The organism is Pseudomonas sp. NPDC087614 (genome assembly GCF_044743485.1).
Taxonomy (GTDB): Bacteria; Pseudomonadota; Gammaproteobacteria; order Pseudomonadales; family Pseudomonadaceae; genus Aquipseudomonas; species Aquipseudomonas baetica_A.
The window spans coordinates 30,735-57,478 of the sequence record NZ_JBIUWN010000012.1 but is presented as its reverse complement, the minus strand read 5'-3'; the positions used below and the strand labels follow the sequence as shown (position 1 = coordinate 57,478).

Annotated in this window: 19 protein-coding genes (1 of these 19 only partly in view); 7 read left to right on the top strand and 12 right to left on the bottom strand. The window is 61.5% G+C overall.

All coding sequences use genetic code 11. The annotated features are described in order from the left end of the window. Positions 1 to 55: 55 nt before the first annotated feature. A complete protein-coding gene (locus ACIOWA_RS07195; RefSeq protein ID WP_401159013.1) occupies positions 56 to 1,147 on the bottom strand; it encodes a DUF1615 domain-containing protein in 1,092 nt (363 codons plus the stop codon). Positions 1,148 to 1,337: 190 nt separating this feature from the next. Here ACIOWA_RS07195 and ACIOWA_RS07190 point away from each other — a divergent pair, with 190 nt between their 5' ends. Beyond that, positions 1,338 to 3,542 carry a TonB-dependent receptor gene (locus tag ACIOWA_RS07190; RefSeq protein ID WP_401159011.1) on the top strand — a complete coding sequence of 735 codons (2,205 nt, stop codon included), beginning with the start codon at positions 1,338 to 1,340 and terminating at the stop codon, positions 3,540 to 3,542. Between the two features lie 127 nt (positions 3,543 to 3,669). Then, positions 3,670 to 5,205, top strand: coding sequence for an FAD-dependent oxidoreductase (locus ACIOWA_RS07185; protein WP_401159009.1), 1,536 nt, complete (start codon positions 3,670 to 3,672; stop codon positions 5,203 to 5,205). 114 nt (positions 5,206 to 5,319) lie between these two features. On the opposite strand, the gene hemB is transcribed toward ACIOWA_RS07185, so the two are convergent. The 3 genes from hemB to ACIOWA_RS07170 all read right to left on the bottom strand — a co-directional run bounded on the left by hemB (position 5,320) and on the right by ACIOWA_RS07170 (position 7,992). Next, a complete protein-coding gene (hemB, locus tag ACIOWA_RS07180; protein WP_221734359.1) occupies positions 5,320 to 6,294 on the bottom strand; it encodes a porphobilinogen synthase in 975 nt (324 codons plus the stop codon). 147 nt (positions 6,295 to 6,441) lie between these two features. Beyond that, positions 6,442 to 7,284 (bottom strand): PhzF family phenazine biosynthesis protein, encoded by an 843-nt coding sequence (locus tag ACIOWA_RS07175; RefSeq protein ID WP_401159007.1) that lies wholly within the window; start codon positions 7,282 to 7,284, stop codon positions 6,442 to 6,444. Between the two features lie 9 nt (positions 7,285 to 7,293). Continuing rightward, complete coding sequence (locus ACIOWA_RS07170; protein WP_401159005.1) at positions 7,294 to 7,992, bottom strand: glutathione binding-like protein; 699 nt, start codon at positions 7,990 to 7,992, stop codon at positions 7,294 to 7,296. A 226-nt stretch (positions 7,993 to 8,218) separates the two neighbouring features. Here ACIOWA_RS07170 and ACIOWA_RS07165 point away from each other — a divergent pair, with 226 nt between their 5' ends. Next, a complete protein-coding gene (locus ACIOWA_RS07165) occupies positions 8,219 to 8,893 on the top strand; it encodes a histidine phosphatase family protein (protein WP_401159003.1) in 675 nt (224 codons plus the stop codon). A 54-nt stretch (positions 8,894 to 8,947) separates the two neighbouring features. Here ACIOWA_RS07165 and mnmH read toward each other — a convergent pair whose 3' ends face one another. Continuing rightward, positions 8,948 to 10,051 carry a tRNA 2-selenouridine(34) synthase MnmH gene (mnmH, locus tag ACIOWA_RS07160; RefSeq protein ID WP_401159000.1) on the bottom strand — a complete coding sequence of 368 codons (1,104 nt, stop codon included), beginning with the start codon at positions 10,049 to 10,051 and terminating at the stop codon, positions 8,948 to 8,950. Beyond that, positions 10,051 to 11,085 (bottom strand): selenide, water dikinase SelD, encoded by a 1,035-nt coding sequence (gene selD, locus ACIOWA_RS07155; RefSeq protein WP_339431915.1) that lies wholly within the window; start codon positions 11,083 to 11,085, stop codon positions 10,051 to 10,053. The genes mnmH and selD overlap by 1 nt, the downstream gene beginning before the upstream one ends. Positions 11,086 to 11,380: 295 nt before the next feature. Here selD and ACIOWA_RS07150 point away from each other — a divergent pair, with 295 nt between their 5' ends. Continuing rightward, positions 11,381 to 12,340: a nucleoside-specific channel-forming protein Tsx gene (locus tag ACIOWA_RS07150; RefSeq protein ID WP_401158998.1), complete on the top strand. Its 960-nt coding sequence runs from the start codon at positions 11,381 to 11,383 to the stop codon at positions 12,338 to 12,340. A 15-nt stretch (positions 12,341 to 12,355) separates the two neighbouring features. Further along, positions 12,356 to 13,378 carry a purine-nucleoside phosphorylase gene (locus tag ACIOWA_RS07145; RefSeq protein WP_401158996.1) on the top strand — a complete coding sequence of 341 codons (1,023 nt, stop codon included), beginning with the start codon at positions 12,356 to 12,358 and terminating at the stop codon, positions 13,376 to 13,378. 124 nt (positions 13,379 to 13,502) lie between these two features. On the opposite strand, the gene ACIOWA_RS07140 is transcribed toward ACIOWA_RS07145, so the two are convergent. From ACIOWA_RS07140 to ACIOWA_RS07130, 3 genes are all read right to left on the bottom strand, one after another. After that, entirely contained in the window at positions 13,503 to 14,459 is a 957-nt protein-coding gene (locus ACIOWA_RS07140; RefSeq protein WP_401158994.1) for a zinc-binding alcohol dehydrogenase family protein, read from the bottom strand. Positions 14,460 to 14,490: 31 nt separating this feature from the next. Next, positions 14,491 to 14,664, bottom strand: coding sequence for a DUF1427 family protein (locus tag ACIOWA_RS07135; RefSeq protein ID WP_095138741.1), 174 nt, complete (start codon positions 14,662 to 14,664; stop codon positions 14,491 to 14,493). A gap of 149 nt (positions 14,665 to 14,813) precedes the next feature. Beyond that, on the bottom strand, positions 14,814 to 15,590 hold the full coding sequence (locus ACIOWA_RS07130) for an AraC family transcriptional regulator (protein WP_401158992.1): 777 nt from the start codon (positions 15,588 to 15,590) through the stop codon (positions 14,814 to 14,816). Between the two features lie 136 nt (positions 15,591 to 15,726). Here ACIOWA_RS07130 and ACIOWA_RS07125 point away from each other — a divergent pair, with 136 nt between their 5' ends. Both ACIOWA_RS07125 and ACIOWA_RS07120 read left to right on the top strand, forming a co-directional pair. Next, on the top strand, positions 15,727 to 15,954 hold the full coding sequence (locus ACIOWA_RS07125; protein WP_221734424.1) for a DUF6555 family protein: 228 nt from the start codon (positions 15,727 to 15,729) through the stop codon (positions 15,952 to 15,954). A 40-nt stretch (positions 15,955 to 15,994) separates the two neighbouring features. Further along, the gene (locus ACIOWA_RS07120; protein WP_339431910.1) at positions 15,995 to 16,267 is read left to right on the top strand and encodes a hypothetical protein; all 273 of its coding nucleotides are present in this window, start codon (positions 15,995 to 15,997) and stop codon (positions 16,265 to 16,267) included. A 23-nt stretch (positions 16,268 to 16,290) separates the two neighbouring features. Here ACIOWA_RS07120 and ACIOWA_RS07115 read toward each other — a convergent pair whose 3' ends face one another. The 3 genes from ACIOWA_RS07115 to ACIOWA_RS07105 all read right to left on the bottom strand — a co-directional run. Then, entirely contained in the window at positions 16,291 to 16,458 is a 168-nt protein-coding gene (locus ACIOWA_RS07115; protein WP_221733310.1) for a metallothionein, read from the bottom strand. A 194-nt stretch (positions 16,459 to 16,652) separates the two neighbouring features. Next, a complete protein-coding gene (locus tag ACIOWA_RS07110; RefSeq protein ID WP_401158990.1) occupies positions 16,653 to 17,612 on the bottom strand; it encodes an alpha/beta hydrolase in 960 nt (319 codons plus the stop codon). 68 nt (positions 17,613 to 17,680) lie between these two features. Next, positions 17,681 to 26,744, bottom strand: partial view of a non-ribosomal peptide synthase/polyketide synthase gene (locus tag ACIOWA_RS07105; protein WP_401158988.1) — the 3' portion only. Its footprint extends 5,927 nt past the window's final position; the window shows 9,064 of its 14,991 coding nt (coding positions 5,928-14,991); the start codon falls outside the window, past its right edge — the gene reads right to left on this strand; its stop codon occupies positions 17,681 to 17,683.

Here is a 26,744-nt window from a genome sequence, read left to right as displayed (position 1 = left end):
CAACAAACCAGAAAAACCCGGCGCCCATCAGCCGGGTTTTTTATGTCTGCAACAATCAGCCAGCCTTGGCCATACAGCGTTTGTAGCGTTCGTCCACCCGCTTGGCGAACCAGGCGGTGGTCAGTTTGCGGGTGATTTTCGGGCTCTGCAGCACGATCCCCGGCAACACCGCACGCGGCAGTGTTTTACCCTCGGTTTTCTCGGCCAACTCGAATACACGCTGATAAAGCCTGGTCTCTTCGAATGCCAGGGTTTTGCCCTTTTCCAATTGATCGCGAATGGTCGGATTACGCATGCCCAAGGACTTGCCCAGGGTGCGCACGGCCAGTTCAGTGCTTCCGGGCATGATCGAGTCATAGCGAATCAGGTCGCCATCCAGTGCCAACGGGATGCCCGAAGCGCGGCTGACGGCGTTCTGAAACGCGGCATTGCGGCTGGCGTACCAACCGGCGTTGAAGTCGGCGAAGCGGTACAGCGGTTCGCGATAACTGACGGGGTAGCCGAGCAAATGGGCGATACCGAAATACATACCGCCGCGACGACTGAACACTTCATGGCGGATCGTGCCGGCCACCGGGTACGGGTAATCCTTGGCATGCTGCTCGGCGAATTCGATGCTGACCTGCATCGGCCCGCCGGTGTGCACCGGGTTGAAGCCGCCAAACAGCGTGCCGCCCATGGGCACCATGCCGATGAAGTCGTCGAAAATTGCGCTCAACTCCTTCTCGCTACGCGCCGCATTCAAGCGCTCGCTGTAGCTTTTGCCATTGGGAGAACGCACTTGCAGGGCGCCGCTGACCAACAAACCGGGGATATGAATGTTGCCGGCACGACGGTCGATTTCGTCGCGGGCGATTTTGCCCAGGCCCGGCACAGTAGGGTCAGCCTGAAAGGTCGACTCCTGCTCGGCAACGGCCAGCACCGAGCACAGATGCTGCGTGGTCGGGCTGATGTGTTGCGCGGCGAACGCGGCGTAGATATCGGTGGCCCAGCCTTGGCGATCGGCGATTTTGGCCGGCATCAGCCGCACGATCTCGGCCTTCACTTCGGCGGGAGGACGCGGGGCGGGCTCGCCGCTGCGCTGACTGGCGCAACCGCCGAGTACGAGCAGGGCGGCGAGGGTGATCAGTAATCGAGGGGGGTGCATGCGGCTCCATCATCCAGTCCGTTGAGGCGGGTTAACCATACACAATCCCTTCGGCAGCTCAAGGTGATGACAAACTGATTGCAATACGTTACTGAGAAAACCTATCATTTGCACCTGGAGTCGCATTTGCGCAAGGAGTTGCGCGCAGCCCTTATTTTTCTCACTGGCCGTGCGCCTCCAGGTACGAAACATGCCCGCTTCAGCTCGACTCGCTGCTCCCTTTCGTCCGACGCTTCTCGCCCTGCTGTGCTCCCTGACTGTCACCGCTCACGCCGCCGAAGGCGATAACAAACAACTGGTGCTCGACAACGTCAACATCAACGCTCAGGCCCCAGCGCCAGATGCCCTGCCCCCCGCCTACGCCGGTGGTCAGGTCGCTCGCGGCGGCCAATTGGGCGTGTTGGGCAATCAGGACATGATGGACGTACCCTTCAGCGCCGCGTCCTACACCGAGCAACTGATCCAGGATCAGCAGGCTGAAAACGTCGCCGATGTGCTGCTCAACGATTCCTCCGTGCGCCAGGCCTCGGGCTACGGCAACCAGGCGCAGGTTTTCATGATCCGCGGCCTACCGCTCAACGGTGACGATATTTCCTATAACGGCCTGTACGGCGTGCTGCCACGGCAGATCATTTCCACCGATGCTCTGGAGCGCGTGGAAGTGTTCAAGGGCCCGAACGCCTTTATCAATGGCGTAACCCCGACCGGCTCGGGCATCGGCGGTGGTGTCAACCTGCAACCCAAGCGCGCCGGTGACGTGCCGCTGCGTCGCTACACCACCGACATCAATAGCGAAGGGCGCATCGGTCATCACTTCGATATTGGCCAGCGTTTTGGTGAAGACAACCGTTTCGGCGCAAGGATCAATCTGTCCCAGCGCGAAGGCGATACCGCTATCGATCACCAGAACCAGCGCTCCAAACTGTTCGCCATTGGCCTGGATTACCGTGGTGATGCCCTGCGGATTTCCGGTGATTTCGCTTACCAGAAAGAGCGCGTCAACGGTGGCCGCAGCTCGGTCAACCTCGGCACTGCCACGCACATTCCGGACGCACCCTCGGCCGACACCAACTACGCGCCGAAGTGGGGCTACACCGACATCGAAGACACCTTCGGCATGCTCCGCGCCGAGTACGACCTGAACGACAACTGGACCGCCTACGCGGCCGGCGGCGCCAAGCACACCCGTGAAGTCGGGCGCTACAACTCGACCACCCTGGTCGGCAACAGCGGCGCCTCGTTCACCACCGGCTCGTTCATTCCCCACGATGAAGACAACACCAGCGTCATGGCCGGCCTCAACGGTAAATTCAATACGGGTCCGGTCAGCCATAAGCTCAACTTCGGCCTGACCGGGATCTGGGCCGAGCAGCGCAGTGCCTATGATTTCGACCTGACCCGCTACAGCAACAATATCTATCACCCGGTGCAAACCCCATCGCCGGTGGGCAACTTTGCCGGTGGCGATGTGAACGACCCGGGCATCGTCGGCAAGACCTTCAACCGCAGCCTCGCGATCTCCGACACCCTCGGTTTCTTCGATGATCGCCTGTTGATCACCGCGGGCCTGCGTCGTCAGCAACTGGTCGTCCAGGGTTACGGTTACGCCAGCTATGGCAGCGGCCCGCGCTCGTCGAGCTACGACGAATCGATCACCACGCCGGTGTACGGCATCGTGTTCAAGCCGTGGGAGCATGTGTCGTTTTACGCCAACCACATCGAAGGTCTGGCCCAGGGCCCGACCTCGCCGACCAGCTCCGGCGGCTTTCGCGTGACCAATGGCAACGAAGTCTACGCACCGGCCCGTTCCAAGCAGACCGAGGCCGGGGTGAAAGTCGACATGGGCACCTACGGCGCGAGCCTGGGTGTATACCGCATCGAGCAACCGAGCGACGGCTACTGTGAAATCGACAGCGCCAGCACCTGCACTTACGTGCGTGAAGGCGAGCAGATCAACAAAGGCGTGGAAATCAACGTGTTCGGCGAGCCGATCAACGGCCTGCGCCTGATCAGCGGCCTGACCTTGATGGACACCGAACTGAAGAACACCCTCAACGGCGCCAACGACGGCAACCGTGCCATCGGCGTGCCGACCTTCCAGTTCAACGCGGGCGTGGACTGGGATGTACCCGGCCTGCAAGGCGTTGCGCTGAATGCGCGGATGCTGCGCACCGGCGGCCAATACGCCGACGCGGCGAACAACCTCAGCCTGCCGACCTGGAACCGCTTCGACGCCGGCGCGCGTTACGCCTTCAAGGTCTCGGAAAAAGACGTGACCTTGCGTCTGGGCGTGGAGAATCTGGCGAACAAGAAATACTGGGCATCAGCTCAGGGCGGTTATCTGACGCAAGGTGAACCGCGAGTGGCGAAGTTGTCGGGCACGATCGACTTCTAAGCAACGTCGTAGCCCGAAAGAGGCCTCGCAACGTCACGGTTGCGGGGCTTTTTTCCGTCTGGCTGATCAACTGGCCACCCTCTCCTTCTGATCCATACTTGCTCCACAGCAAACGGAGGACAGGCCCATGAACCGCAGCGACATCCTGATCATCGGCGCCGGCCCCACCGGCCTGGTGCTGGCCCTGTGGCTGAGCAAACTGGGCGTGCGCGTGCGCATCATCGACAAGACTTCAGCCCCGGGCACCACCTCCCGCGCACTGGCGGTACAGGCGCGAACCCTGGAGCTGTACCGGCAACTGGACCTGGCCGACACCCTCGTACGCAACGGCCACCGAGTGGCGGCGGCAAATTTCTGGGTCAATGGCAAACCCGTTGCGCAGCTACCGCTCAACCGCATCGGCGAAGGTCTGACGCCCTACGCCTTCGTCGAAATCTTCCCGCAGGACGAACACGAACGGCTGTTGATCGAGCGTCTCGAAGACTACGGCGTCGTGGTCGAGCGTCATACCGAACTTGAGCGCTTCGAGGAAACGGGTGACGGCCTCACCGCGCATTTGCGCCTGCCCGATGGCGAGCAGGAAATCTGCCAGGCCTGTTATCTGGCGGGATGTGATGGCGCCCGTTCCGTGGTGCGCAACACCCTCGACACGGGCTTTCCCGGTGGCACCTATCAGCAGATTTTCTACGTCGCGGACGTCAAGGCGAGCGGCCCGGCGATGAATGGCGAGCTGCACCTGGATCTGGATGAAGCGGATTTTCTCGCGGTCTTCCCGTTGGCGGGCGAAGGGCGGGCGCGGTTGATCGGGACGGTGCGCGACGAACGTGCGCAGCGCGCCGACACCCTGGAGTTTTCCGACGTCAGCCGCCGCGCCATCGAACATTTGAAAGTCCAAATCGAAGATGTCCACTGGTTCTCCACCTACCGCGTGCATCACCGCGTGGCGGAGCACTTTCGCAGCGGCCGCGCCTTTCTGCTCGGCGATGCCGCGCACGTCCACAGCCCGGCGGGCGGTCAGGGCATGAACACCGGTATTGGCGATGCGATCAATCTGGCGTGGAAACTCGCCGCCGTGCTCAGCGGCGCTGCCGAGGCCAGACTGCTCGATACTTACGAAACGGAACGCATCGCCTTCGCCCGGCGGTTGGTATCGACCACCGACAAAGTCTTCAGCTTCGTCACCGCCGAGGGGCGCATGGCCGACCTGCTGCGCACACGGCTGGCACCGTTTCTGATCCCGAAACTGGCCTCATTCGAAACGAGCCGCGAGTTCCTCTTTCGCACTGTGTCGCAAGTCACCCTCAACTACCGTGGCATGCCGCTCAGCCAAGGCGTGGCCGGCCACGTTCACGGCGGTGATCGCTTGCCGTGGGCCCATGACGGTGAGGGGGATAATTACGAGCCGCTGAGGCAGCCGTGCTGGCAGGTGCATGTGTACGGCGACACCAGCGACGAAATGATTGCCTGGTGCCACGAACATCATCTGCCGCTGCATGTGCTCGACTGGCGCCCGGCGTTTGAAACGGCGGGGTTGGCGCGTAACGGCTTCTATCTGCTGCGCCCGGACACCTACGTGGCGATTGCCGATAACAGCGCTGATCCGAAAGTGATCGAACGCTATTTCCACGATCACGGGATCAGACCATTTTTCGCCTGCACCTGACATCAATGTGGGAGCGGGCTGGCTCGCGAAAGCGGTGTATCAGCAACCAATAGTTGCCTGGTACGACGCCTTCGCGAGCCAGCCCGCTCCCACCGTCTGGATTGATGGTGTTTGTCAGATGCCGGCCAGGGCCAGGTCCATCGCAAAGTAAGTGAAGATCAGATCCGCACCGGCACGTTTGATCGCGCCGAGGCTTTCGCGCACCACGCGATCTTCATCAATCGCACCCGCCTGAGCGCCGAACTTGATCATCGCGTACTCGCCGCTGACCTGATACGCCGACAGCGGCAGGTTGGAGGCTTCACGGATGTCGCGGATGATGTCCAGATACGCACCCGCCGGTTTGACCATCAGCGCATCGGCGCCTTCCTGTTCGTCCAGCAGCGACTCGCGCAGGGCTTCACGGCGGTTCATCGGGTTCATCTGGTAACTTTTGCGGTCGCCCTTGAGCGCGCTGCCGCCGGCCTCGCGAAACGGGCCGTAAAGCGCCGAAGCGAACTTGGTCGAATAGGCCATGATCGGAATCTGCGTGAAACCGGCCGCGTCGAGCGCCTGACGAATCGCCCGCACCTGGCCGTCCATTGCCGCCGACGGCGCAATCACATCAGCGCCGGCACGGGCCGCCGCCACGGCCTGTTTGCCGAGGTTGACCAGGGTCTGGTCGTTATCCACTTCATGGTTGTGCATCACGCCGCAGTGGCCGTGATCGGTGTACTCGCAGAAGCAGGTGTCGGACATCACGATCATTTCCGGCACCGCGTCCTTGGCGATCCGCGACATGCGCGAGACCAGACCGTTTTCGCGCCAGGTGTCGCTGCCGTTGCCATCCAGATGATGGGAGACGCCGAAGGTCATCACCGATTTGATGCCGGCACGGGCATAACGCTCGATCTCGCCGGCCAGTTTGCGCTCGGGAATGCGCATTACCCCGGGCATGCTCTTGATCGGCACGAAGTCGTCGATTTCTTCCTCGACGAAAATCGGCAGCACCAGATCGTTCAGGCTGAACTCGGTTTCCTGGAACAGACTGCGCAGGCTCGCATTGCGGCGCAGACGGCGGGGACGTGCTTCGGGGAACTGACTGGACATGGGGCTTTCCTGAAACCTGCAGATGAGACGAAAGTCGTAGGGGGCCAAGCTTATGCCTTGCGGGGGGCGCGGTACAAACCTGGATCAATCAAGAGTGCATTACCGCGTACGCAACAATGAATGGCTTCGCCCCGATGCATTTTGCGGTCAGAGCGTCAGCTGTCCTGCAATGCACGTCACCACAGCCCCGCCGACCCAGATTTCATCGCCAAGGCGACTGATCCGAATCCGCCCGGCCCGGCCCATGCTCAAGCCCTGACTGACCGTATAAGCGTCTGGTGCCATGCCCTCGCCCAGTAACCATTGGGCAATCCCGGCATTCAAGCTGCCGGTGGCCGGGTCCTCCGGCATCCCATCACCGCAAATAAACGCACGGACCTCGAACTGGGCCTCATCGCCGTCACGCTCAGGATTCCACGGCGCTATGACGCCTACCGCCAACCCATGCATCTGTGAATGGTCCGGTTGCAGAGTCAGCACCTGCTGCCGGTCCTTGAGCATCACCGCCAACCACCCAGCGCCGTTGTCCACCCAATGCGCGTGGACAATGGCGTCGCCGCTAAGCCCCAGCCCCCGCTGCACCCGCGCCATGACTTCGGCCTCGACAGGGCCCGACCTTAGCAATGGCGGGGCGAGAAACGCGAGTTCTGCGCCCTCGCGGCGTATCCGTACCAGCCCGACGCCGCACTCCTGAATGATGTCATTGCCTTTGGGCACCCCACCTGCTTCCAGCCAGGCATGGCAGGTGCCGAGTGTCGGATGACCGGCAAACGGCAATTCGCTCAGGGTCGTGAAGATCCGCACCCGATAATCGGCGCGCGGATCTTGCGGTTCAAGAATGAAGGTGGTCTCACTCAAATTGGTCCAGGAGGCAAAGGCGGCCATGCACTGGTCGCTCAGAGCGTCGGCGCCAAAAACCACCGCCAGCGGATTGCCTTTAAGCGCTCTCTGGCTGAAAACATCGACTTGCTTGAAATCGAACGAACGCATACACCGTCCTTATTGAGGAATGCTCAAGCCACGCAGCACAGCCGGCCGCGCCACAAATCGCTCCAGCACACGGGTGACATTCGGGAAGTTCTCAATACCAACCAAATCACCCGCCTCGTAGAAACCCACCAAATTACGCACCCACGGGAACGTGGCGATGTCAGCGATGGTGTAGCGCTCGCCCATGATCCAGTCGCGGCCTTCCAGGCGCTTGTCGAGCACGTTGAGCAGGCGTTTGCTTTCATCCACGTAGCGATCACGCGGACGTTTGTCCTCGTAATCCTTGCCAGCGAATTTATTGAAGAAACCGAGCTGGCCAAACATCGGGCCAATGCCGCCCATCTGGAACATCAGCCACTGGATGGTTTCGTAGCGCAGGGCGCCTTCCTGGGCCAGGAGCTGACCGCTCTTGTCAGCCAGATAAATCAGGATCGCGCCGGACTCGAACAGCGGCAGCGGTTGGTCCTGCGGGCCGTGGGGATCGAGGATCGCCGGGATCTTGTTGTTCGGGTTCAGCGACAGGAACTCGGCGGACAACTGATCGTTGCTGTCGAAACCGACGCGGTGCGGCTCGTACGGCAGGCCGATCTCTTCAAGCATGATCGAGACTTTGACGCCGTTGGGGGTAGGCAAGGAATAGAGCTGAATCCAGTCGGGGTACTGCGCCGGCCATTTCTGGGTGATCGGGAACGCGGACAGATCGGTCATGGAAAGCATCCAGTCACAAAAGAGACCCGATCATAATGCATCAATCGTCACATCCTGCGGCTAACGTGCAAAAGCCAGGATCGAACCAAACCGGCCTCAGGGGACTCTGAGCTATGCCTTTATTGCAAAGGACGCCGTTCACGACATGGAAAACACCCGGTGCTGGGAGCCCGAGGTGCAGAGGTTTGTCAGCCTTAACCGAATATGCTGAAGAACCTTTTATTTCATGACGAACCTGCTGAGTTTCGCCAAACGCTTCAAACAACGCGCTTATGTGGCCCTGCCCTCGCTGCTGGCAGTCAGTGCATTGTTTCTGTCACTTGAGTCCAGTGAGAGCCGCGCACAACCGGTCGACGGTACCCAGACGCTGGTGTTTTTGCGCCACGCGGAAAAACCCGAGGGCGGTCTCGGTCAGCTCAACTGCCAGGGCCTCAATCGCGCCATCGATCTATCGACGCTGCTGCCGGAAAAGTTCGGCAAGGCCAATTATGTGTTCGCCGCCAATCCGACGCGCAATGTCGAGGAAGGTGAGCTGGACAACGCCTACAGCTACATTCGTCCGCTGATGACCATCAGCCCCGCCGCGATCAAACTCGGCCTGCCCGTGAACATCGAGTTTTCGGCCAATGACACCAGCGACCTGGCCCGCGAACTGCTCGAAGACAAGTATCACAACTCGACGATCTACACCGCCTGGTCCCATGGCTATCTGCCGGAGCTGATCAACAAGGTGGCCGGCAAAGCGGTGGGTGAGAAACAGACCATCACCGATGATTGGGCCTCCAGTGATTTCGATTCGCTGTACGTGCTGACACTGACCTGGCACAACGGCAAGGCCAGTTTGCAGAGCCACAGCTACAAGCAAGGGCTGGATCATGGCAAGCAAACCTGTCCCACCTGATGGCGATGTCGTCTGATCCGGCGCTTGCTCGCGAAGAGGCCATTCAAACCAACATCAATTTTTCTGACTCACCCGCTCACGCAGATACTCAAGAACCGCCGCCCGCTCCCCGGCAAACTCGATCCGCCCGCCCTTCTTCTCCCGCTGAAACACATACATCGGGTCGTAATACTCACGCAGCAGCCCCTCGATCCAGCCGCGATGCAGATCCACCGCGCCACTGCGGGCCTGCTCGGCCAGCGCCTCTTCCATCAACGTCAACATGCGTTGATGACGTTCGCCCCCCAAACGCTTCTGCACGTTGTTCAGGCTTTCCAGCAGCCGCTGCGAAAACAGCACGAATCCATCTTCGCCATGCACCGCCGAAAATTCAGCCGACAGGTCCACCACATAGTCACGCAGAATCCGCTCGACACGATCCTCAAAACTGTCTTCCAGCCAGACCATCGGGTACTGCTGCATGCCTTGATACAGCGGCAGCGGCAACGCACAACTGCCGACCACCCGGCTTTCGTCCTCCAGCACAAACTGCTCGATGCCAGTCTCGCGCTTCTTGAGGATGTCGATTGACAGACGGTTTTCAAAATCGATATTCGACGGCTGCCCGGTGGCACGTTTACCAAAACTGGAGCCGCGATGGTTGGCGTGTCCTTCCAGGTCCAGCCCATTGCGCAACCGCACCAGCACTTCGGTTTTACCCGTGCCGGTCATGCCGCCCAGCAAGACGAAATCACATTGCGCGATGGCTTGCTCAAGGGTGTTGATCAGAAAACCGCGCATCGCCTTGTAGCCACCACCGACGCGTGGATAGTCGATGCCGGCCTCGTCACGCAACCACTGCTGGGTGATCTGCGAACGCAAGCCTCCTCGAAAACAATAGAGATAACCATCAGGATGGGCCCGGGCGAAGTCGGCCCAGGCCTGAATGCGCTCGGCCTTCACCGCACCGGACACCAGTTGATGGCCCAGTTCGATGGCCGCTTGCTGACCCTGCTGTTTGTAGCAGGTGCCGATTCTCTGCCGCTCGATGTCGTTCATCAGCGGCAGATTGACCACACCGGGGAACGCGCCGTGGGCAAATTCAATCGGCGCGCGGGCGTCCATCAGCGGTCGGTCGTTGAGGAAAATGTCGCGGTAATCGGTGCAGTCGCGGAGCATCAAATCACCTCGACTGCGGTGGTCTGTCGCTCAACCAGTTCGCCGATTGGCGCAAGGTTCAGGCCCAGTTCGGCGGCGACGGCGAGGAACTCGTCATTGCCTTCAGGCGTTACGGCAATCAGCAGGCCCCCGCTGGTTTGCGGGTCGCACAGCACACGCTTGTGCAGTTCCTGCACGCGGCCGACCTTGCTCGAATAGCTGTCGAAGTTGCGCAACGTGCCGCCGGGCACACAACCCTGATCAAGGTAATACTCGACGCTGTCCAGGCGTGGCACACGGTCATAGGCGATGCGCGCCGTGAGCTGGCTGCCATCGGCCATTTCCACCAGATGCCCGAGCAGGCCGAACCCCGTGACGTCGGTCATCGCGGTGACACCGGCGAGTTTGCCGAAACGGCTGCCGGGTTTGTTCAAAGTGCACATCCAGTCGCGGGCCACACCGACATCGGCGGCGCGCAACTTGCCCTTTTTTTCAGCGGTGGTGAGGATGCCGATGCCCAGCGGTTTGGTCAGGTACAGCAGGCAACCGGCCGTGGCGGTGTCATTGCGTTTCATGTGGCGCTTTTCGACAAGACCGGTGACCGCCAGACCGAAGATTGGCTCCGGCGCATCGATCGAATGCCCGCCCGCCAGCGTAATCCCCGCCTCGTCGCACACCGCACGCCCGCCACGAATCACTTCCCGCGCCACTTCCGGCGCCAGCACATTGACCGGCCAGCCGAGGATCGCAATCGCCATCAGCGGATCACCGCCCATCGCATAGATGTCGCTGATCGCGTTGGTGGCGGCAATGCGGCCGAAGTCGAACGGGTCATCGACAATCGGCATGAAAAAGTCCGTGGTCGACACCACGCCGCGCTCGGCATCGATCTCATACACCGCCGCGTCATCACGCGAGGCGTTGCCGACCCACAGTTTCGGGTCGAGGTTCTGCGCGCCGCTGCCGGCCAGGATCACCTCCAGCACCTGCGGGGAAATCTTGCAGCCGCAACCGGCGCCATGGCTGTATTGGGTCAAACGAATCGGCTCGCTCATGGGGAAGTCTCTGGCAGGGAATGGGGCGGATTCTAGCAGAGCGCGGGGTGGCGGATTTGTGCGGTGAACCGCAGGAGCCCTTCGCGAGCACGCCCGCTCCCACATTTGGAATGCGTTCGCCTGCGGGAGCCAGTCTGCAGGCAGAGCAAGCGCGCTCCCACTGGGGATTTTCAACGTTCAAGAAAGAATTGGTACGGCTTATGCAAACGTTTGCGAGCCGTCAATACCGGCATTTTCGTCACAAAACCTTACAGGCCCGCAGACCCGGGCCTTGATCCGTAAAAAAGGACTTTGAATGCACAGCGCCTCGCTTCTTCGCGCCCCATTTTCGCGCACGTTTGCTGTTTCCTTGCTACTGGCCGGCGTTACCGGACTTCTCAGCCAAAGTGCTCTGGCACAATCGACGCCAGCCGAAGAGTCCGCCCAAGGCGAAACCCTCAGCCCCAAAGCCAGCCCGCCGAAAAAAGGGGCGTACCTGTCGGATTGGTATAACCAGGACCTGACCCTGATCGGCAGCAAGGACATCAGCTTCGGCCCTCAACCGGCCGACGATATCTACCTGGAATACGAGTATTTCGGACGCAAAGGCCCGTTCGAGCTGTACGGCTACATTGATGTGCCAAAGATTTTCAACATCGGCAACAGCCATGACAAAGGCGTGTGGGACCACGGTTCGCCGGTGTTCATGGAGCACGAACCGCGCATCTCCATCGACTACCTCGCCGGCCGCAGCCTGGCCATCGGCCCGTTCAAGGAATGGTACGTAGCGTTCGACTGGATATACGACCACGGCAGCCGCAAAGAGAACCGCGCCAACACCCTCTACAGCGGCTTCGGCACCGACATCGACACCCATTCGCGGGTCAATCTGTCGGCCAACCTGTATGGGCGTTACCAGTGGGAAAACTACGGTGCGAGCAATGAGTATTCCTGGGACGGCTACCGCGCCCAACTCAAGTACATCATCCCCATCGACAGCTACAGCAACGGCGCCTCGCTAACCTATATCGGCTTTACCAACTTCGACTTCGGCTCCGACATGCACAAGGACAATCCGGCACGCACCGCCAACGCCACGGTGGCGACCAATGTCTTGTTGTACTCGTTCACGCATTTGCGCTTCACGCTGGTGGGGCGTTATTTCCACAACGGCGGCAACTGGGAGGACGGCAGTGAGTTGAACTTCGGCGACGGTAATTTCCGCGCCCGTTCCAACGGCTGGGGTTACTACGCCGGCATCGGTTATCAGTTCTGAATCCAGGAGATGTTCATGCAAGCAATGATGCGAGTTTCACTGGCCGCAGCCGCCCTGCTCTCTTCCACGGCGTGGGCTGTCGAAGCGCCGATCCAGCCCAAGGTTGTCCTGATCACCATGTTCGCCCCCGAGGCACAGAACTGGATTGATCGCTTGGAGCTCAAGCAGCAAATCCGCGTGCCGGGCCTGTCCGCCGAATACCCGACCATCCGCTGCAACACGCAGCAGGTGTGCCTGTTGACCACCGGCATGGGCCAGACCAACGCTGCCGCGTCGACCCTGGCACTGGCCTTGTCGCCGAAATTCGACCTGCGCAAAAGCTATTTCCTGATCGCCGGCATTGCCGGGATCAGCCCCAAACACGGCACCCTCGGCACCGCCGCGTGGGCGCATTACCTGGTGGAGTTCGGCACGCAGTGGGAGCTGGATTCACGCGACGCACCGTCGAGCTGGCCGACCGGTTATCTGGGCATCAACACCCGGGGCCCGAACGAAAAACCGCCGCTGGACTACAAGACCGAAGTCTTCGAACTCAACCCGACATTGCAGGCCAAAGCCTTCGCGCTGAGCCACGACGTGGCACTGAGCGAGAGCAAGGAATCCGCCGCGTGGCGCCTGAAATACCCCACCGCCCCGGCCAATCAGCCGCCAGTCGTCACTCGCTGCGACACACTGGCAGGCAACACCTGGTTCTCCGGCACGCGCCTGAGCGAACGGGCCGAGGTCTGGACCAAACTGTTGACCGACAACAAGGGCCAATACTGCACGACGCAACAGGAAGACAACTCGACTTATGAAGCGCTGCTGCGCGCCAGCCGCGAAGGTCTGGTCGACGTGCAGCGCCTGGCCGTGGTGCGCGCCGGCTCCGACTTCGACCGCCCGGCCCCGGGCGGCAGTGAAGTGGACAATTTGCTCAAATACGCCGATCAGGGCGGTTTTGTCCCGGCACTCGAAAACCTCTACCGCGCCGGCAATCCGCTGGTGCAAGACATCCTCAAGCACTGGTCTGCCTGGGAAAACGGCGTCCCGCAATCCTGAACCCCACGCAATACAAACGGTGGGAGCGGGCTTGCTCGCGAAAGCGTCGTATCAGTCGATATTTCTATTGCCTGACACACCGTATTCGCGAGCAAGCCCGCCCACCGTTTTGCGTTGTGGTGTATCAGGGAATCAGGATGACCTTGTCACCACGGCCCTGATTGACCTCGGTATACCGCGCCAGGCCTTCGGCCAGCGGCGCTTCCACCAGCCCTTGGGGCAACGGCAGCAAGTCTTCATCGAAGAGGCGCCCGAATTGTTCCAACATGGCCGCGCACGCTTCAACGCCGTACAGCAGCGAGTTGATGCCGACCACCGAACCGCCCTTGCGATACAGCGCCAATGCTGGCAACTGCACATGGCCGTCGGTCGGCGCGGCGATGATGGCGATGCGGCCGAACGGCGCGAGTGCCGCAACGGAGGCCGGCAACCAGAAACCCGTGGTGTCAAAGATCACATCGGCACCGCCGGCATACACCGCGTTGACCTGCGCGCCGAGGTCTTCAGGTTTATCCAATTGCAGCGTCTGGTAGCCCTGCGCTTGCAAGTCCTTGACCTGCTCCGGCCGCCGCGCCGCTGCCAACAACCGCGCGCCGCGAACGTTGGCCAACGCCAACGCCGCCGTGGCCACCGCACCGCCGCCGATCACCAGCAAACGGGTTTCGGCGGTGACCAGACTGCGCTCCAGCGCATCCCACGCCGTGGTGTACGGCACGCCGAGGCTGGCAGCCTGGGCGAAACTCAGGTGCGACGGTTTATGCGCAACGCCCTTGATCGGGAGTTTGACGAATTGCGCATGGGAGCCATCGGCGAAAAACCCCAGCTCACGCCCGGTGCCCCAGACTTCCTGACCGATCAACGCCTGCGGGCCTTGGACCACAACCCCGGCAAAATCCCGCCCGGGAATGCGTGGCAGCGTGGTGTAGGGAAAACGCCCGAGGACGTTTTTCACGTCGCTGGGGTTCAGGCCGGCGGCCTTGATCTCGACCAATACTTCATCATCGCCGGGCACCGGGGTCGGCACTTCAACGTAGCGCAGGGAAGACAAGTCGCCGGTTTGATCGAATTGCAGTGCTTTCATGGACACATCCACCGAATAAGAAAGAGGGATTTCAGGACAACCAACCGGCCACCAGTTGCCGGCCCATCGGCCACAACTGCTCACCCGCGAGCATGCCCAGCAAGCCAACCAGCGCAATGGCCGGTGGGGCTGGAGAACGGAAATCCAGCGCACCGTAGAGCAGGCCGACACCAAGGCCGATGCCCAGCGAAATCAGGTAGTTCATGGAGAAAACTCCGCCGCGTAAAGGGAATGGGCAGAGTCTAGGGAAAGGACTTGATCGCTACCGGCCAAGGACTTCTGATTATCGGCCAAATGCCTGAAGTACGCCGACAGTCCCTGTGGCGGGCTTGCCCGCTCCCACAGGATCTGCGTTCAGTCTGCCGTGAATTGTGAGGGGGGAACACCCAGCTCCCGGCGGAACATGTCGCTGAAACTGCTCGGCGAATAGCCCAGCTCACGGGCGATGGCGCTCACGGCAACGCCTTGGATCAACTGCGCCACCGCCGTCGCCAGTTGCACTTGCCGCCGCCATTCGGCGAAGCCCATGCCCAGGCTGTCCTTGAACAACCGCGCCAATGTCCGCACGCTGGCCCCGGCGTGTTCCGCGTGCTGTTCGAAAGAAATCTCCAGCGACGGTGCGGCCATCACCGCCTGACACACATTCATCAAGCGCCGGTCGGAATGGTTCGGCAAGGGGATCTTCAACGGCGAACGCCTGGCGCGTTTGAGCTCCAGCAAGGCCAGACCGACCATCGCCTCGTAGTAGGCCGGCTCACCACTGTCGCCTTGCTCCACCAGCCCGACGATCAACTCACGCAGCAACCCGCCGACCTCGATCACCTGCACCGTCTCATCCAGTGTCGCCGCGAGCGCCGGACGCCAGTAGATATTGCGCATCTGCAAATCCGACACCACGCGAATCCCGTGCGGTACCCCGGGCGGCAACCACACCGCCCGCTGCGGCGGCACCACCAGCGCCTCGTGCGGGGTTTCAACCCACATCACCCCGCTCATCGCATACAACAACTGCCCCCAGACATGCTCATGCGGCTCGATATACAAACCACGCGGATATGTACGCGCCAGCGGCTGCACGGGGACATCGGTGTCACTGAGATCGGGGGGCGCGGCGAGGGCCATGGCGAGCATTCATTGGGGTTGGTGAAGCCGTCATGGTAACCAGTGCGCCACCGCGTCGCCATGGATAGATACCGTCCGACAATCCGAGTGAATTTTCCGCTCGCGCCGCGATCCTTCTATTACCACAGGGAGGATTACGGGCTTTATGAACAACGCAAAACTGTTTGTCATCGATTACACCCTTCACGGCACGCCCAAGTCGTTCATTATCCGCTCGGACAAAATGGACAACGCCGAGGCGTGGCACTGGGCGAGCTGCGACGCGGGAGTGGGTCGAATTCCGCGCTTCGGCCGCGAAAAGGTGCAGAAGACCAGCAAACCTATGGCGGAAAAATTCGGCGTGGAAAACGTCATGTGGCGACCGGCGAGCTAGGCTTTGCCTGGCGATTGGAAAAAATCGGGGGGAATGCACCATGAGCACCATCAGCAGTCCGGCGCATCTGGATTACGGCCTGGACACACTGTTCGGTCGTATCACCAAAAGTGTCGATTGTCAGGTGGGGCTGGAAGCTGTCGAAGACGACCCGTTCAGCTTCGCCCTGCGCGTGTCAGCGCCGCTCCCCGACAGCCTTGACCAAGCGAAAACCGTGGTGGTCAGGGTTGAAGGCCGACGATTGCAAGGCACAGTGCGGCATACCGAACGGCAGGATGACGACAGCCTGAAACTGCAAGTGGAGCCTGATTAGGCTCCACTTTTTGTGGGCGGTCGTTAGCCGTGTGCGCATTTACAGCCCTTGCTTGAACACGCCTCACCATGTTCGTGGTGCTTGGCACAGCCTTCGCAGCAATAGTGCTTGCCGTGGCGCGCAATCGGATGTTCACCGAGCTTGCAGTTGCATTTAGGACAGTCACAGGTGCTTTCAGAAGTAACAGGCATGGGACAGACTCCTTCAGTGGTGGTTGTCTGAGGCTTGAAGGGCAAGCCATAGCAATCAGTGTAGGAGCTGTCGAGGGCTGCGATCTTTTGATTTGGTTTTTCCGCGGATTTGAGCTTGAGGTTTGTGAGCATATCCGTTGCCGCGGCAACGGCTGCTCAGGGTTGCCCAAAGCAACGGATATTCACCCATCCCGTCAAGCCACAGCAAACACCTCGACCAAACGCTCAGCAATATGCTGCTGCGCCTCTTGAGCCTCATCGATAATCGCGCCCATGCGCATGAAGTCGTGGGTCATGCCCTCATAAACCTTCAATTGCACCTCAACCCCCGCCGCCTGCAAATGACGCGCATACGCCACGCCCTCGTCGTGCAACGGATCACACTCGGCCAGCACCAACAGCACCGGCGCGACATTGGCGTTGACCTGCGCCAGCAACGGCGAAAACCGAGGATCGAGACGATCGCTGACATCACGCTGATAGTGCTCGTAGAACCAATGCAGCGAATCTTTCTCCAGCAAATGCCCTTCGCCAAAACGCTCGATCGACGGCGTGCTGCGACTGGCATCCGTGACCGGATAAATCAGCACCTGCAAGCGCGGCTGCACGGCGGCGCCCGCCAGTTGCGCGGCGAGTACCGTGGCCAGGCTGCCGCCGACACTGTCACCGGCTATCGCCAGGCGCGAGGCGTCGATGCCCATATCCTCGGCACTGACCACCAGCCAATCCCAGGCATCCCGGGCATCATCGGCCGCCGTTGGAAAGCGAAACTGCGGCGCCAACCGATAAGCCACCGACAGCACCACACAATCGGCCATCGACGCCAATGCCCGGCAAAGCGAATCATGGGAATCGAGGCTGCCGACCACATACCCCCCGCCGTGGAAATACAACAGCGCCGGACGTCCGGCACCTGCATACAAGGGCTGATTGCTGTAGATCCGTGCGTTCAGGCGCGTACCATCGCGCACGGGTAATTGCAGTTCATTCACCACTTGCAAGTCTTCGCCGCCGGCATCCATCAACAGTGACGACCGATCAAATTGCTCGCGGGCTTCTGCCGGGCTCAGCTCATGCATGCCAACACGTTTGCCACTGGCACGGCCGTTACCGACCAGTTGCAGGAATGCGGCGATATCAGGGTTCAAAGGCATTCAATTCTCCAAAAGCATTCGCACGCGATGAGCGCCCGAATGCTTTCTTTCCGGTTTCAGAGCAAATTTCAGGACATGGCTACTGGTTCAACGATCTCGCCGAGCATTTCTTCAGCCTCGGACAGGAAAGTTTCATCGCGCGGGATCTGGAAGTGCCCGCAATCGAGCCATTCGCCGCCCATGCCCGGCTGTCCGAGTTGCGCCGCCAGTTCCACGGCCTCCTCTTCGCGCCCCAGTGTCCACCAGCAGATGGGGTTGAGCGCCAACGGTGCACAGCGATCCAGTTGCAACGACAGTTGCTTGAGTCGACGCGCCACGCTGAACACATGGGCCAGTTCATCGGCGCCCAGTGCCACGTAGGTCGAAGCCCCACGGTCGGCACTCATGGCCCCGGCGAACAAAGCGCGCAGGTTCTGCGGCGTTTCTTCACCATCGATGCTCAAGCCCGGCGCAGCGCCCGGCAGGGTCACCCGCAGGAAGTCACGCAGATCAGCCTGCCAATCATCCACCGTGCCTTCGTTGACCTTGGCCGACGGTACGAAGCTGTCCACCAGACCAACGAACTTGACTGTCTGGCCGACCTGTTCGAGTTGCGCGGCCATCAACATCGCCAACGTCCCACCCAGCGACCAGCCCAACAGGTAATACGGCCCGTCTGGCTGTTTCTCACGGATCTGCGCCACATAATCGCTGGCCATGTCCTGCAACGACACATCGTTGAACGCCGGATCCAGCAGCATGCGCGACTGAATCGCCAACACCTGCCGGCGCCCGCTCAAGCGGCGCGCCAATGGTTCGTAGTCGAACACCGTACCGAAGCCGGCGTGAATGCAGAACAACGGCGCAACGCCCTTGACCTCAGCGTTCATCGCCAGCAACCCGGAGGCTTTTTCGGCGGATCCCTGCACACTGGCAACCAGTTCGGCGATGCTCGGTTTCTGCATCAGGTCGCGCAGTTTCAGGCTCAGCCCTTGAGCTTTCAGCACGCGACTGCGCGCCACCACTTGCAGGCTGAGAATCGAATCACCGCCCAGTTCGAAGAAGTTATCGGTGAGGCCGACGCGTTCGATTTTCAGCACCTCTTGCCAGATCTTCGCCATGGCCCGTTCAAGCTCGGTGCGCGGCGCCACGTAATCCTGACGTTGTTCGGCGTCGGGGCTGGGCAGGGCTTTGCGGTCGAGTTTGCCATTTGGGGTCAGCGGCATGCGCTCTAGCAACATCAGGTGCGCAGGCACCATGTAGTCCGGCAGGCTGGCCTTGAGCTGCTCGCGCAAGCGTTCACACAAGCCGTCCGTTGCCGTTTCGGCTGTGGCCAGTACAAAACCGAGCAACTGCTTGCCGCTGACACCCTCTCGGGCAACCACCGCGGCATCGCGCACACCCGGTTGTTGCTTGAGACGCGCCTCGACTTCGCCCAACTCGATACGGAAACCACGGATCTTCACTTGATGGTCGATCCGCCCCAGATAGTCGACGGTGCCGTCCTCACGCTGGCGAACCAGGTCGCCGGTACGGTACAGGCGACTGCCATCAGCGCTGAACGGGTTGGCCACGAAACGCTCCGCAGTGCCGCCGGCACGTCCCAGATACCCACGGGCCAACGCGCCACCCAGGTACAGCTCGCCGGCAAGGCCCACCGGCAGCGGATTGAGGTCGGCGTCGAGCACATGACCGCAGCGCTCACCGACCACACTGCCGATTGGCGCATAGGCCGCACCGCACTGATCGTCAGCGCCGGCCTTCCAGATCAGAGGCGTAACCACGGTTTCGGTCGGGCCATAGCCATTGATGATGTATTGCGGTTTCAGTGCCCGTTTCGCCAGCTCGAAACTCGCCACCGGCACCGCATCACCACCGAAGCAATAGATGCGCACCGCCGGCGGGTTGCCGTGCTGTTCAGCGTGCTCGGCCAGTTGCTGCAAGTACACCGGCGGGAACGCGGCCACGGTCACGCCATGCTCATGCAGGGCGTTGTAGGTTTGCTCGGCGGTCCACAGGCTGTCATCACGGATCAGCAGGCGCGCACCGTGGGTCAGTGTCGTCAACCAGCGCTCATGGGCACCGTCGAAGGCGAACGACATGAAGTGCAGTTCGCAATCGGCTTCGCTCATCTCATAACGCTGACCGATGGCCTGGCAGTGCATCGCCAATGGCCCGTGAGCGACACCGACGCCTTTCGGCTGGCCGGTAGAGCCGGAGGTATAAATCACGTAGGCCAGATTGTCCGCTTGCACCGCGACCTGCGGCGCCACCTCTGGCTGAGCGCTCAGATCCAGGTGATCGAGTTCCAGCACATGCAGGTTGTCCCCGGTCGGCATCACCTGACGCAGACTCGAATGGCTGAGCAACAAGGCGATGCCCGAATCGCGCATCAGATAACTCAGGCGTTCGCGTGGATACGTCGCGTCCAGCGGTACATAAGCGCCTCCGGCCTTGAGCACCGCCAACAGCGCGACGATCATGTTTTCGCTGCGCGGCAGGGCCACACCGACGCGGATTTCCGGGCCGACACCTTCGGCGATCAGTGCATGGGCCAGACGATTGGCCCGGGCGTCTATCTGCCCGTAGCTGAACGCTTCGTCGTTGAAGATCAGCGCCGTTTGTTCGCGGTGCCGGGCAGCCCATTGGCCAATACGCTGATGCACCCATGGCGCGTGCGTTGGCATCCGAACGACTGGCCCCAACAAACGCTGGCCGGTCGGCAGACCGATGCGGCCCAGCGGCTGCGCGGCGTCTTGCGCCAACGCGGCGAGCAGACCTTCCATGTTGCTGCGGATGCCTTCCACAGTCACCCGGTCGAAATGCTCACGCAGGAACATGTACTCAATCACCAGACCTTCTTCGAGCGTGACCATCAGGTCCATCGGGAAGTTGGTCAGGCCGGCGTTGCTGATTTCGCCGAATTTCAGCGAGTCATCGCGCCATTCGCGCAGCGCCTGATCGATCGGGTGGTTCTCGAAAACGATGATGCTGTCGAACAGCGATTGCCCGGCACGTCCGGCCCAGCGCTGCACATCGGTGAGCGGGGTGTACTCGCGCTCACGCATTTCCAGGTTGAAGGCCTGCAAATCACGCAGCCACTCGCCGACCGACTGCTCGGCCGGCACATCCTTGATCACCGGCAAGGTATTGATGAACAGGCCGAGGATCGATTCCGACGCCGGCAGGCTCGCCGGGCGCCCCGCCACTGTCGCGCCGAACGCCACACAACGCTGACCGCTGTAGCGGCTGAGCAGCATCAGCCAGGCGCCCTGCACCAAGGTATTGAGGGTCACTTGCTGAGCTTGCGCAAAGGCCTTGAGCTGTTCGGTGCGCGGCTCGCCCAAGCGGCTATACAGTGCCTCGTGACCACGACCGCTGCCAGTACGCGCCACGGTGTCGGCCAGGTAGGTCGGCTCCTCGAGCTGGCTCAGGTGCTGACGCCAGAACCCTTCGCTGGCATTGCCGTCCTGTTGTTGCAGCCAGTTGATGTAACGACGATACGGCACCGCGTCGGCCAGCGGCTTGCCGGAATACTGGCTCAGCACTTCGCCGATCAACTGCGAACTGCTCCAGCCGTCGATCAGGATGTGATGATAGGTCCAGATCAGTTGATAGCTGTCCTCGCCCATTTGCACCAGCGTCAGACGTTGCAGCGGTGGCTGATCGAGGTCGAAGCCCTGGGCCCGCTCGCCGTCCGCCAAGGCCTGCAAGGCTTGGGCCGAGTGATCCTGTTCGCGCCAGTCGAGCAGGCTGAGCGGCAACGGCGGATCGGCGAGGACGAATTGCAGCGGTTCGGCCATGTCCTGCCAGAGGAAACCGGTGCGCAGGATGTCGTGACGACGGCTGACGGTTTCCCAGGCGTCTTTCAAGCGCGAAGGCTCAAGGCCTTGCACCGGAATGCACAACTGGTTGATGTAGAGGTCCGACTCCGGCGAGTTCAGGCCGAGGAACAGCATGCCCTGCTGCATCGGCGACAAGCGATAAAGCCCTGCCAACTGATCCTGCGGCAGCGGCAACTGCGCGATTTGCGCGTCGGTCAGACCGTGCAGAGGCATGTCGACCAGCGCTGCCACCGGTACGTGCGAGGTGTTGGCGACGCGTGGCGCCAGTTGCTCGATGGTCGGGTGCTGGAACAGGTCTTTCGGGCTCAGTTCCAGGCCTTGCTGACGGGCGCGGCTGACCACTTGAATCGAGATGATCGAGTCGCCGCCCAAGGCGAAGAAGCTGTCGGTGGTGCTGACCTGCGCCAGACCCAGCACGTCTTTCCAGATGTCCACCAGCGTCTGCTCGGTAGCATTGGCCGGTTCGACATGTTGTTGCGCGGCCGTGAGCACCAGCGCCGGCAAGCGCTTGCGATCGATCTTGCCGTTGGGGGTCAGCGGTAGCTGCGCCAGCCACAGACGGTGAGTCGGCACCATGTATTCCGGCAGGGTCGCGCCCAGCCAGGTGCTGATGTCGTCGTGCAGTTCACGTTGCAGCTCAGTGCTGGCATCCAGCGTTGTCGGATCGGCCGGCACCAGGTAGGCGATCAATTGTTGGCTGCCCAGTACTTCACTGGCCACGACCACCCCTTCGCGCACGGCGGCGTGGGCCATCAGACGCGCTTCGATTTCGCCGAGTTCGATCCGCAGGCCACGAATCTTCACCTGATGGTCGATGCGGCCCATGTACTCCAGTTCGCCCGCTTCACGCTCGCGGATCAGGTCGCCGGTGCGGTACATCCGCTCGCCATTGTCGGCGAGCGGGTTGGGTACGAACCGTTCAGCGGTCATCGCCGCGCGGCCCAGATAGCCGCGCGTGATGCCGGCCCCCGACAGGTACAGCTCAGCCGAAACCCCTTGCGGGACAGCGTGCAAATCAGCGTCGAGCACGTGACTGGCGCTGTGGTCGAGGGCACGGCCGATACGCGCCTGACCACCGGCACTGCGCCGAGTCCAGGTCGAATAGGTGGTGTCTTCCGACGGGCCGTAGAGGTCGTAGACGTGCTCGACCGTCGACTGTTGATACAACGCGTCAACCAGCCCTTGCTTGAGCGGTTCACCGGCCAGATTGATGATCCGCACGCTTGGCGGGATCTGCCCGGTGCGTTGCAGCGCAGCAATCGCCGACGGCACGGTGTTGATCAAACGAACCTGATCGCGAGCCGGCAAGTGCGGCAGCTCCAGGGCATTGCGCGCGATGATCAGCGAACCGCCGTTGGCCAACGTGACAAACAGTTCCCACACCGACAGGTCGAAGCACACCGAGGTCGAGGCCAGTACGCCTTGAATATCATCTCGGTTGTAGACCTTGGCCGACCAGTCGATCAACGCCATGACGTTGCGATGGGCAATCGCCACGCCTTTTGGCTTGCCGGTGGAGCCGGAGGTGTAGATCACGTAGGCGAGGTTATCCGGCGCGACCGATGTTAGCGGTGCACTGCTCGGATAACCGCCCAACGACACCTGATCCAGCAGCAACACTTGCGTTTCGCCAGGCACCGTCAGGGTCGCGGCGACGGCTTGCTCGGTCAGCAGCACCCGCGCGCGGCTGTCCTCGATCATGTACGCGACACGATCCGCCGGGTAATCCGGGTCCAGCGGCACATACGCGCCACCGGCCTTCAGCACCGCCAGCAAGGCAATGAGCAACTGCTCGGAACGCGGCATCGCCACGCCCACGCGCACTTCCGGGCCAACACCCAGTTCGATCAGTCTGTGCGCTAAGCGGTTGGCTTGCGCGTCGAGTTCGGCGTACGTCAGTTGCGTGCTGCCAAAGGTCACCGCCAGCGCATCCGGCGTCGCTACGACTTGACGAGCGATGCCCTGATGAATGCACAGCTCGGTGGCGAAATCGGCAGCGACGCTCGGGACGCTTTCGATCAGGTTCAACTCACTGAGCGACCGGTCGCCCGACTCGCTCATCTGCCCGAGCAGGCGCTGCAAGTACTCGCCCAACTGCGTCACGCTGTGCGCCGCGAAACGCTCGCACTGGTAGCTGAAGTGCATCGACAACTCGTCGCTTAAATGCACCAGCAGCGTCAGCGGGTAGTTGGTCTGTTCGTGATTGTTGATCTCGCCAAAGCGCAACTCCTGCGGCGCGCCCTGCTCCAGCGCCTCGGACACCGGGTAGTTCTCGAACACCAGAATGTTGTCAAACAATGCTTCACCGTTGCGTGCGGCCCAACGTTGAATGTCGAACAACGGCGTGTGTTCATGCTCGCGCAGGGCAAGGTTCTGCGCCTGTACGCTCTGCAACCACTCACCCACGCTCGATTGCGCGTGGGGGCTGGCGATCACCGGCAAGGTGTTGATGAACAGGCCGATCTGCTGCTCGACACCTTTGAGTTCAGTCGGACGCCCCGCCACCGTGGCACCGAACGCCACGCTTTGTTGGCCGGTCAAGCGCTGCAACAGCAGCAGCCAGGCCGCCTGAATCAACGTGTTGAGCGTGACCTTTTGCTGGCGAGCGAAATCGCCCAGTCGTAGGGTCTGCCGGGCATCGACAACACAGAAGTGCTCGCCATGACCGTCCCGTGGAGCGTCGCCACGCTGCGCCTGAAGTGCTTGCGCCAACAGTGTTGGCGCTTCCAGGTCAGCCAGTTGCGCGGTCCAGTAATGTTCGCTGGCCTGCACGTCCTGACGCTGTAACCACTCGATGTAATCGCGATAACGCCCGGCAAGCGCTGGCTGAGCAATGCCGCTGTAGCGTTGCAGCACTTCGCCGAGTAACTGCGAGTTGCTCCAGCCATCCATCAGGATGTGATGGTTGGTGTAGATCAAATGGCAGCGCTGGTCATCCAGACGCACAACGACCATGCGCAGCAGCGGCCCTTGGCTCAGGTCGAAACCTTGCGCCTGCTCGGCAGCAGCCAGTGCATTCAATTCGCCCTGGCCATCGCCATGCTCGCGCCAGTCGAGCACGCTGAACGGCATGTCCAGTTGCTTGTGTACCACTTGCACCGGTCGCGCCAGCTCACCCTGCCAGACAAAACAGGTGCGCAGGATATCGTGGTTGTCCACCGCCGCTTGCCAGGCCTGCTGGAAGCGTTGCGGATCAAGGCCTTCGACGTCGAGGCGAACCTGATTGATGTAATCGCCAGCGGCCTGTTCGTAAAGGCTGTGAAACAACATGCCCTGCTGCATTGCCGACAGCGGATAGACATCGGCAATCTGTTGCGCCGGCAATGGCAAGCCGTCGAGTTGCGTCTGGGTCAGGCCGGCCAACGGGAAGTCCGACGGGGTCAGACCTTCGACGCCCGGGGTCAGGCAATGGCCGATCAACGCGGCCAGTTCTTCGGCGTAATCGGCGGCCAGTGCTTCGATCACCGCACTGTCGAAGCGTTCGCTGCTGAAGGTCCAGCCCACGCGCAACTCGCCGCCATACACCTGACCATTGAGGGTCAGCCAGTTGCCCAGCGGCGCGTCCGGGCTTTGATCGAGGCCGGCGTTGTCCGGCGATGGCACGAACAATGCGCTGTCATCGCCCTCGAAACTGCCGTCGAACTGGCCAAGGTAGTTGAAGGTGATACGCGGGCTCGGCAAGGCACGCAGGCTCTGCTGCGCCTGAGCGTCACCGACGTGGCGCAGCACACCGAAACCAATGCCCCTGTCGGGGATCGAGCGCAGTTGTTCCTTGATCTGTTTGATTGACTCACCCGCTGTCGCGGCCGGGGTCAGGCACACCGGGAACAGGCTGGTGAACCAGCCGACGGTGCGGGTCAGATCGACGCCGTCAAACAGCGCTTCGCGACCATGGCCTTCGAGCTGAATCAGCGTCGACGCCTGTCCGCTCCAACGGCCGATGACCCGCGCCAGTGCCGTCAGCAACAGGTCATTGACCTGAGTGCGATACGCCGCCGGCGCTTCTTGCAGCAATTGCCGGGTCAGCTCGGCGCCGAGTCGGGTCTGCACAGTCTGCGCCAGTCGATTGTGCTGACCGGCGTCCACGCGTTTGCACGGCAGGTCGGTGCTGACATCGCTCAGACAGGCCCGCCAGTAACCCAGCTCTGCCTGCAACGCCGGGCCGTTGGCGTAGCGCTGCAAGTGCTCGCTCCAGTCCTTGAAGGCGCTGGTCTTCGATGGCAGGCTCAGCGGCTGATCATCGAGCAATTGCTGATAAGCGTTTTGCAGGTCTTCAAGCACAATCCGCCACGACACACCGTCCACCGCCAAGTGATGAATCACCAACTGCAAACGCTGAGTGCCGTCGGCCAGATTTGCCAACACAGCGCGCAGTAACGGCCCGTTTTGCAGGTCGAGACTGCGCTGGGCGCGGTTGCCCAAGGCTTCCAGCGCAGCAGCATCGGCGACGTCCTCCTGCCAGAGCAGGTTCTGCGATGAGTCTTCCACCGCTCGGTGTTCGGCCTGCCACACGCCATCCTGCTGCGAAAAACTCAGGCGCAGGGCATCGTGATGGGCCACCAGCGCGCGCAGCACTTGCTCGACCTTGGCGGCGTCCAGCGCCTGACGCGGTTGGAGCAGCACCGACTGATTCCAGTGGTGACGTTCAGGGATCTCGTCTTCGAAAAACTGCTGCTGGATCGGCAGCAGTACCGCCGCGCCGGTCACCGCCTGTTGATCAATCGTCGACGAGTCATCGCCCAACTGTGCGACCAGCGCCAGACGCTGCACGGTCTGGTGCTGGAACAGGTCTTTGGGATTGAGACGAATACCGGCCTGACGGGCACGGCTGACCACCTGAATCGAGATGATCGAGTCGCCGCCCAGTTCAAAGAAGTTGTCGTTGAGACCCACTCGCGGCAGCTTCAGCACGTCTTGCCAGATCGCCGCCAGGCGCTGCTCCAGTTCGCTTTGGGGCGCCTGATAAGCCTGCTGCGCCTGACTCGCGTCCGGGGCCGGCAAGGCGCTGCGATTGAGTTTGCCGTTGGCGGTCAATGGCAGTTGCGCCAGCAGCAACAGGTGCGCCGGGATCATGTGATCCGGCAGGTTTGCCTTGAGCCCGGCACGCACACGGTCGCGCCACAGGCCTTGCTCGGCCGGGCTGGCATCAAGTAGCGCGGCATCGTCCGGCACCAGCCAGGCGACCAGTTGCTGACCACTGAGGCCCGGCTGCGCGAGCACCACGGCTTGGCGCACGACGGCTTGTTCGAGCAACTGCGCTTCGATTTCACCCAGCTCGATACGGAACCCGCGAATCTTCACCTGATGG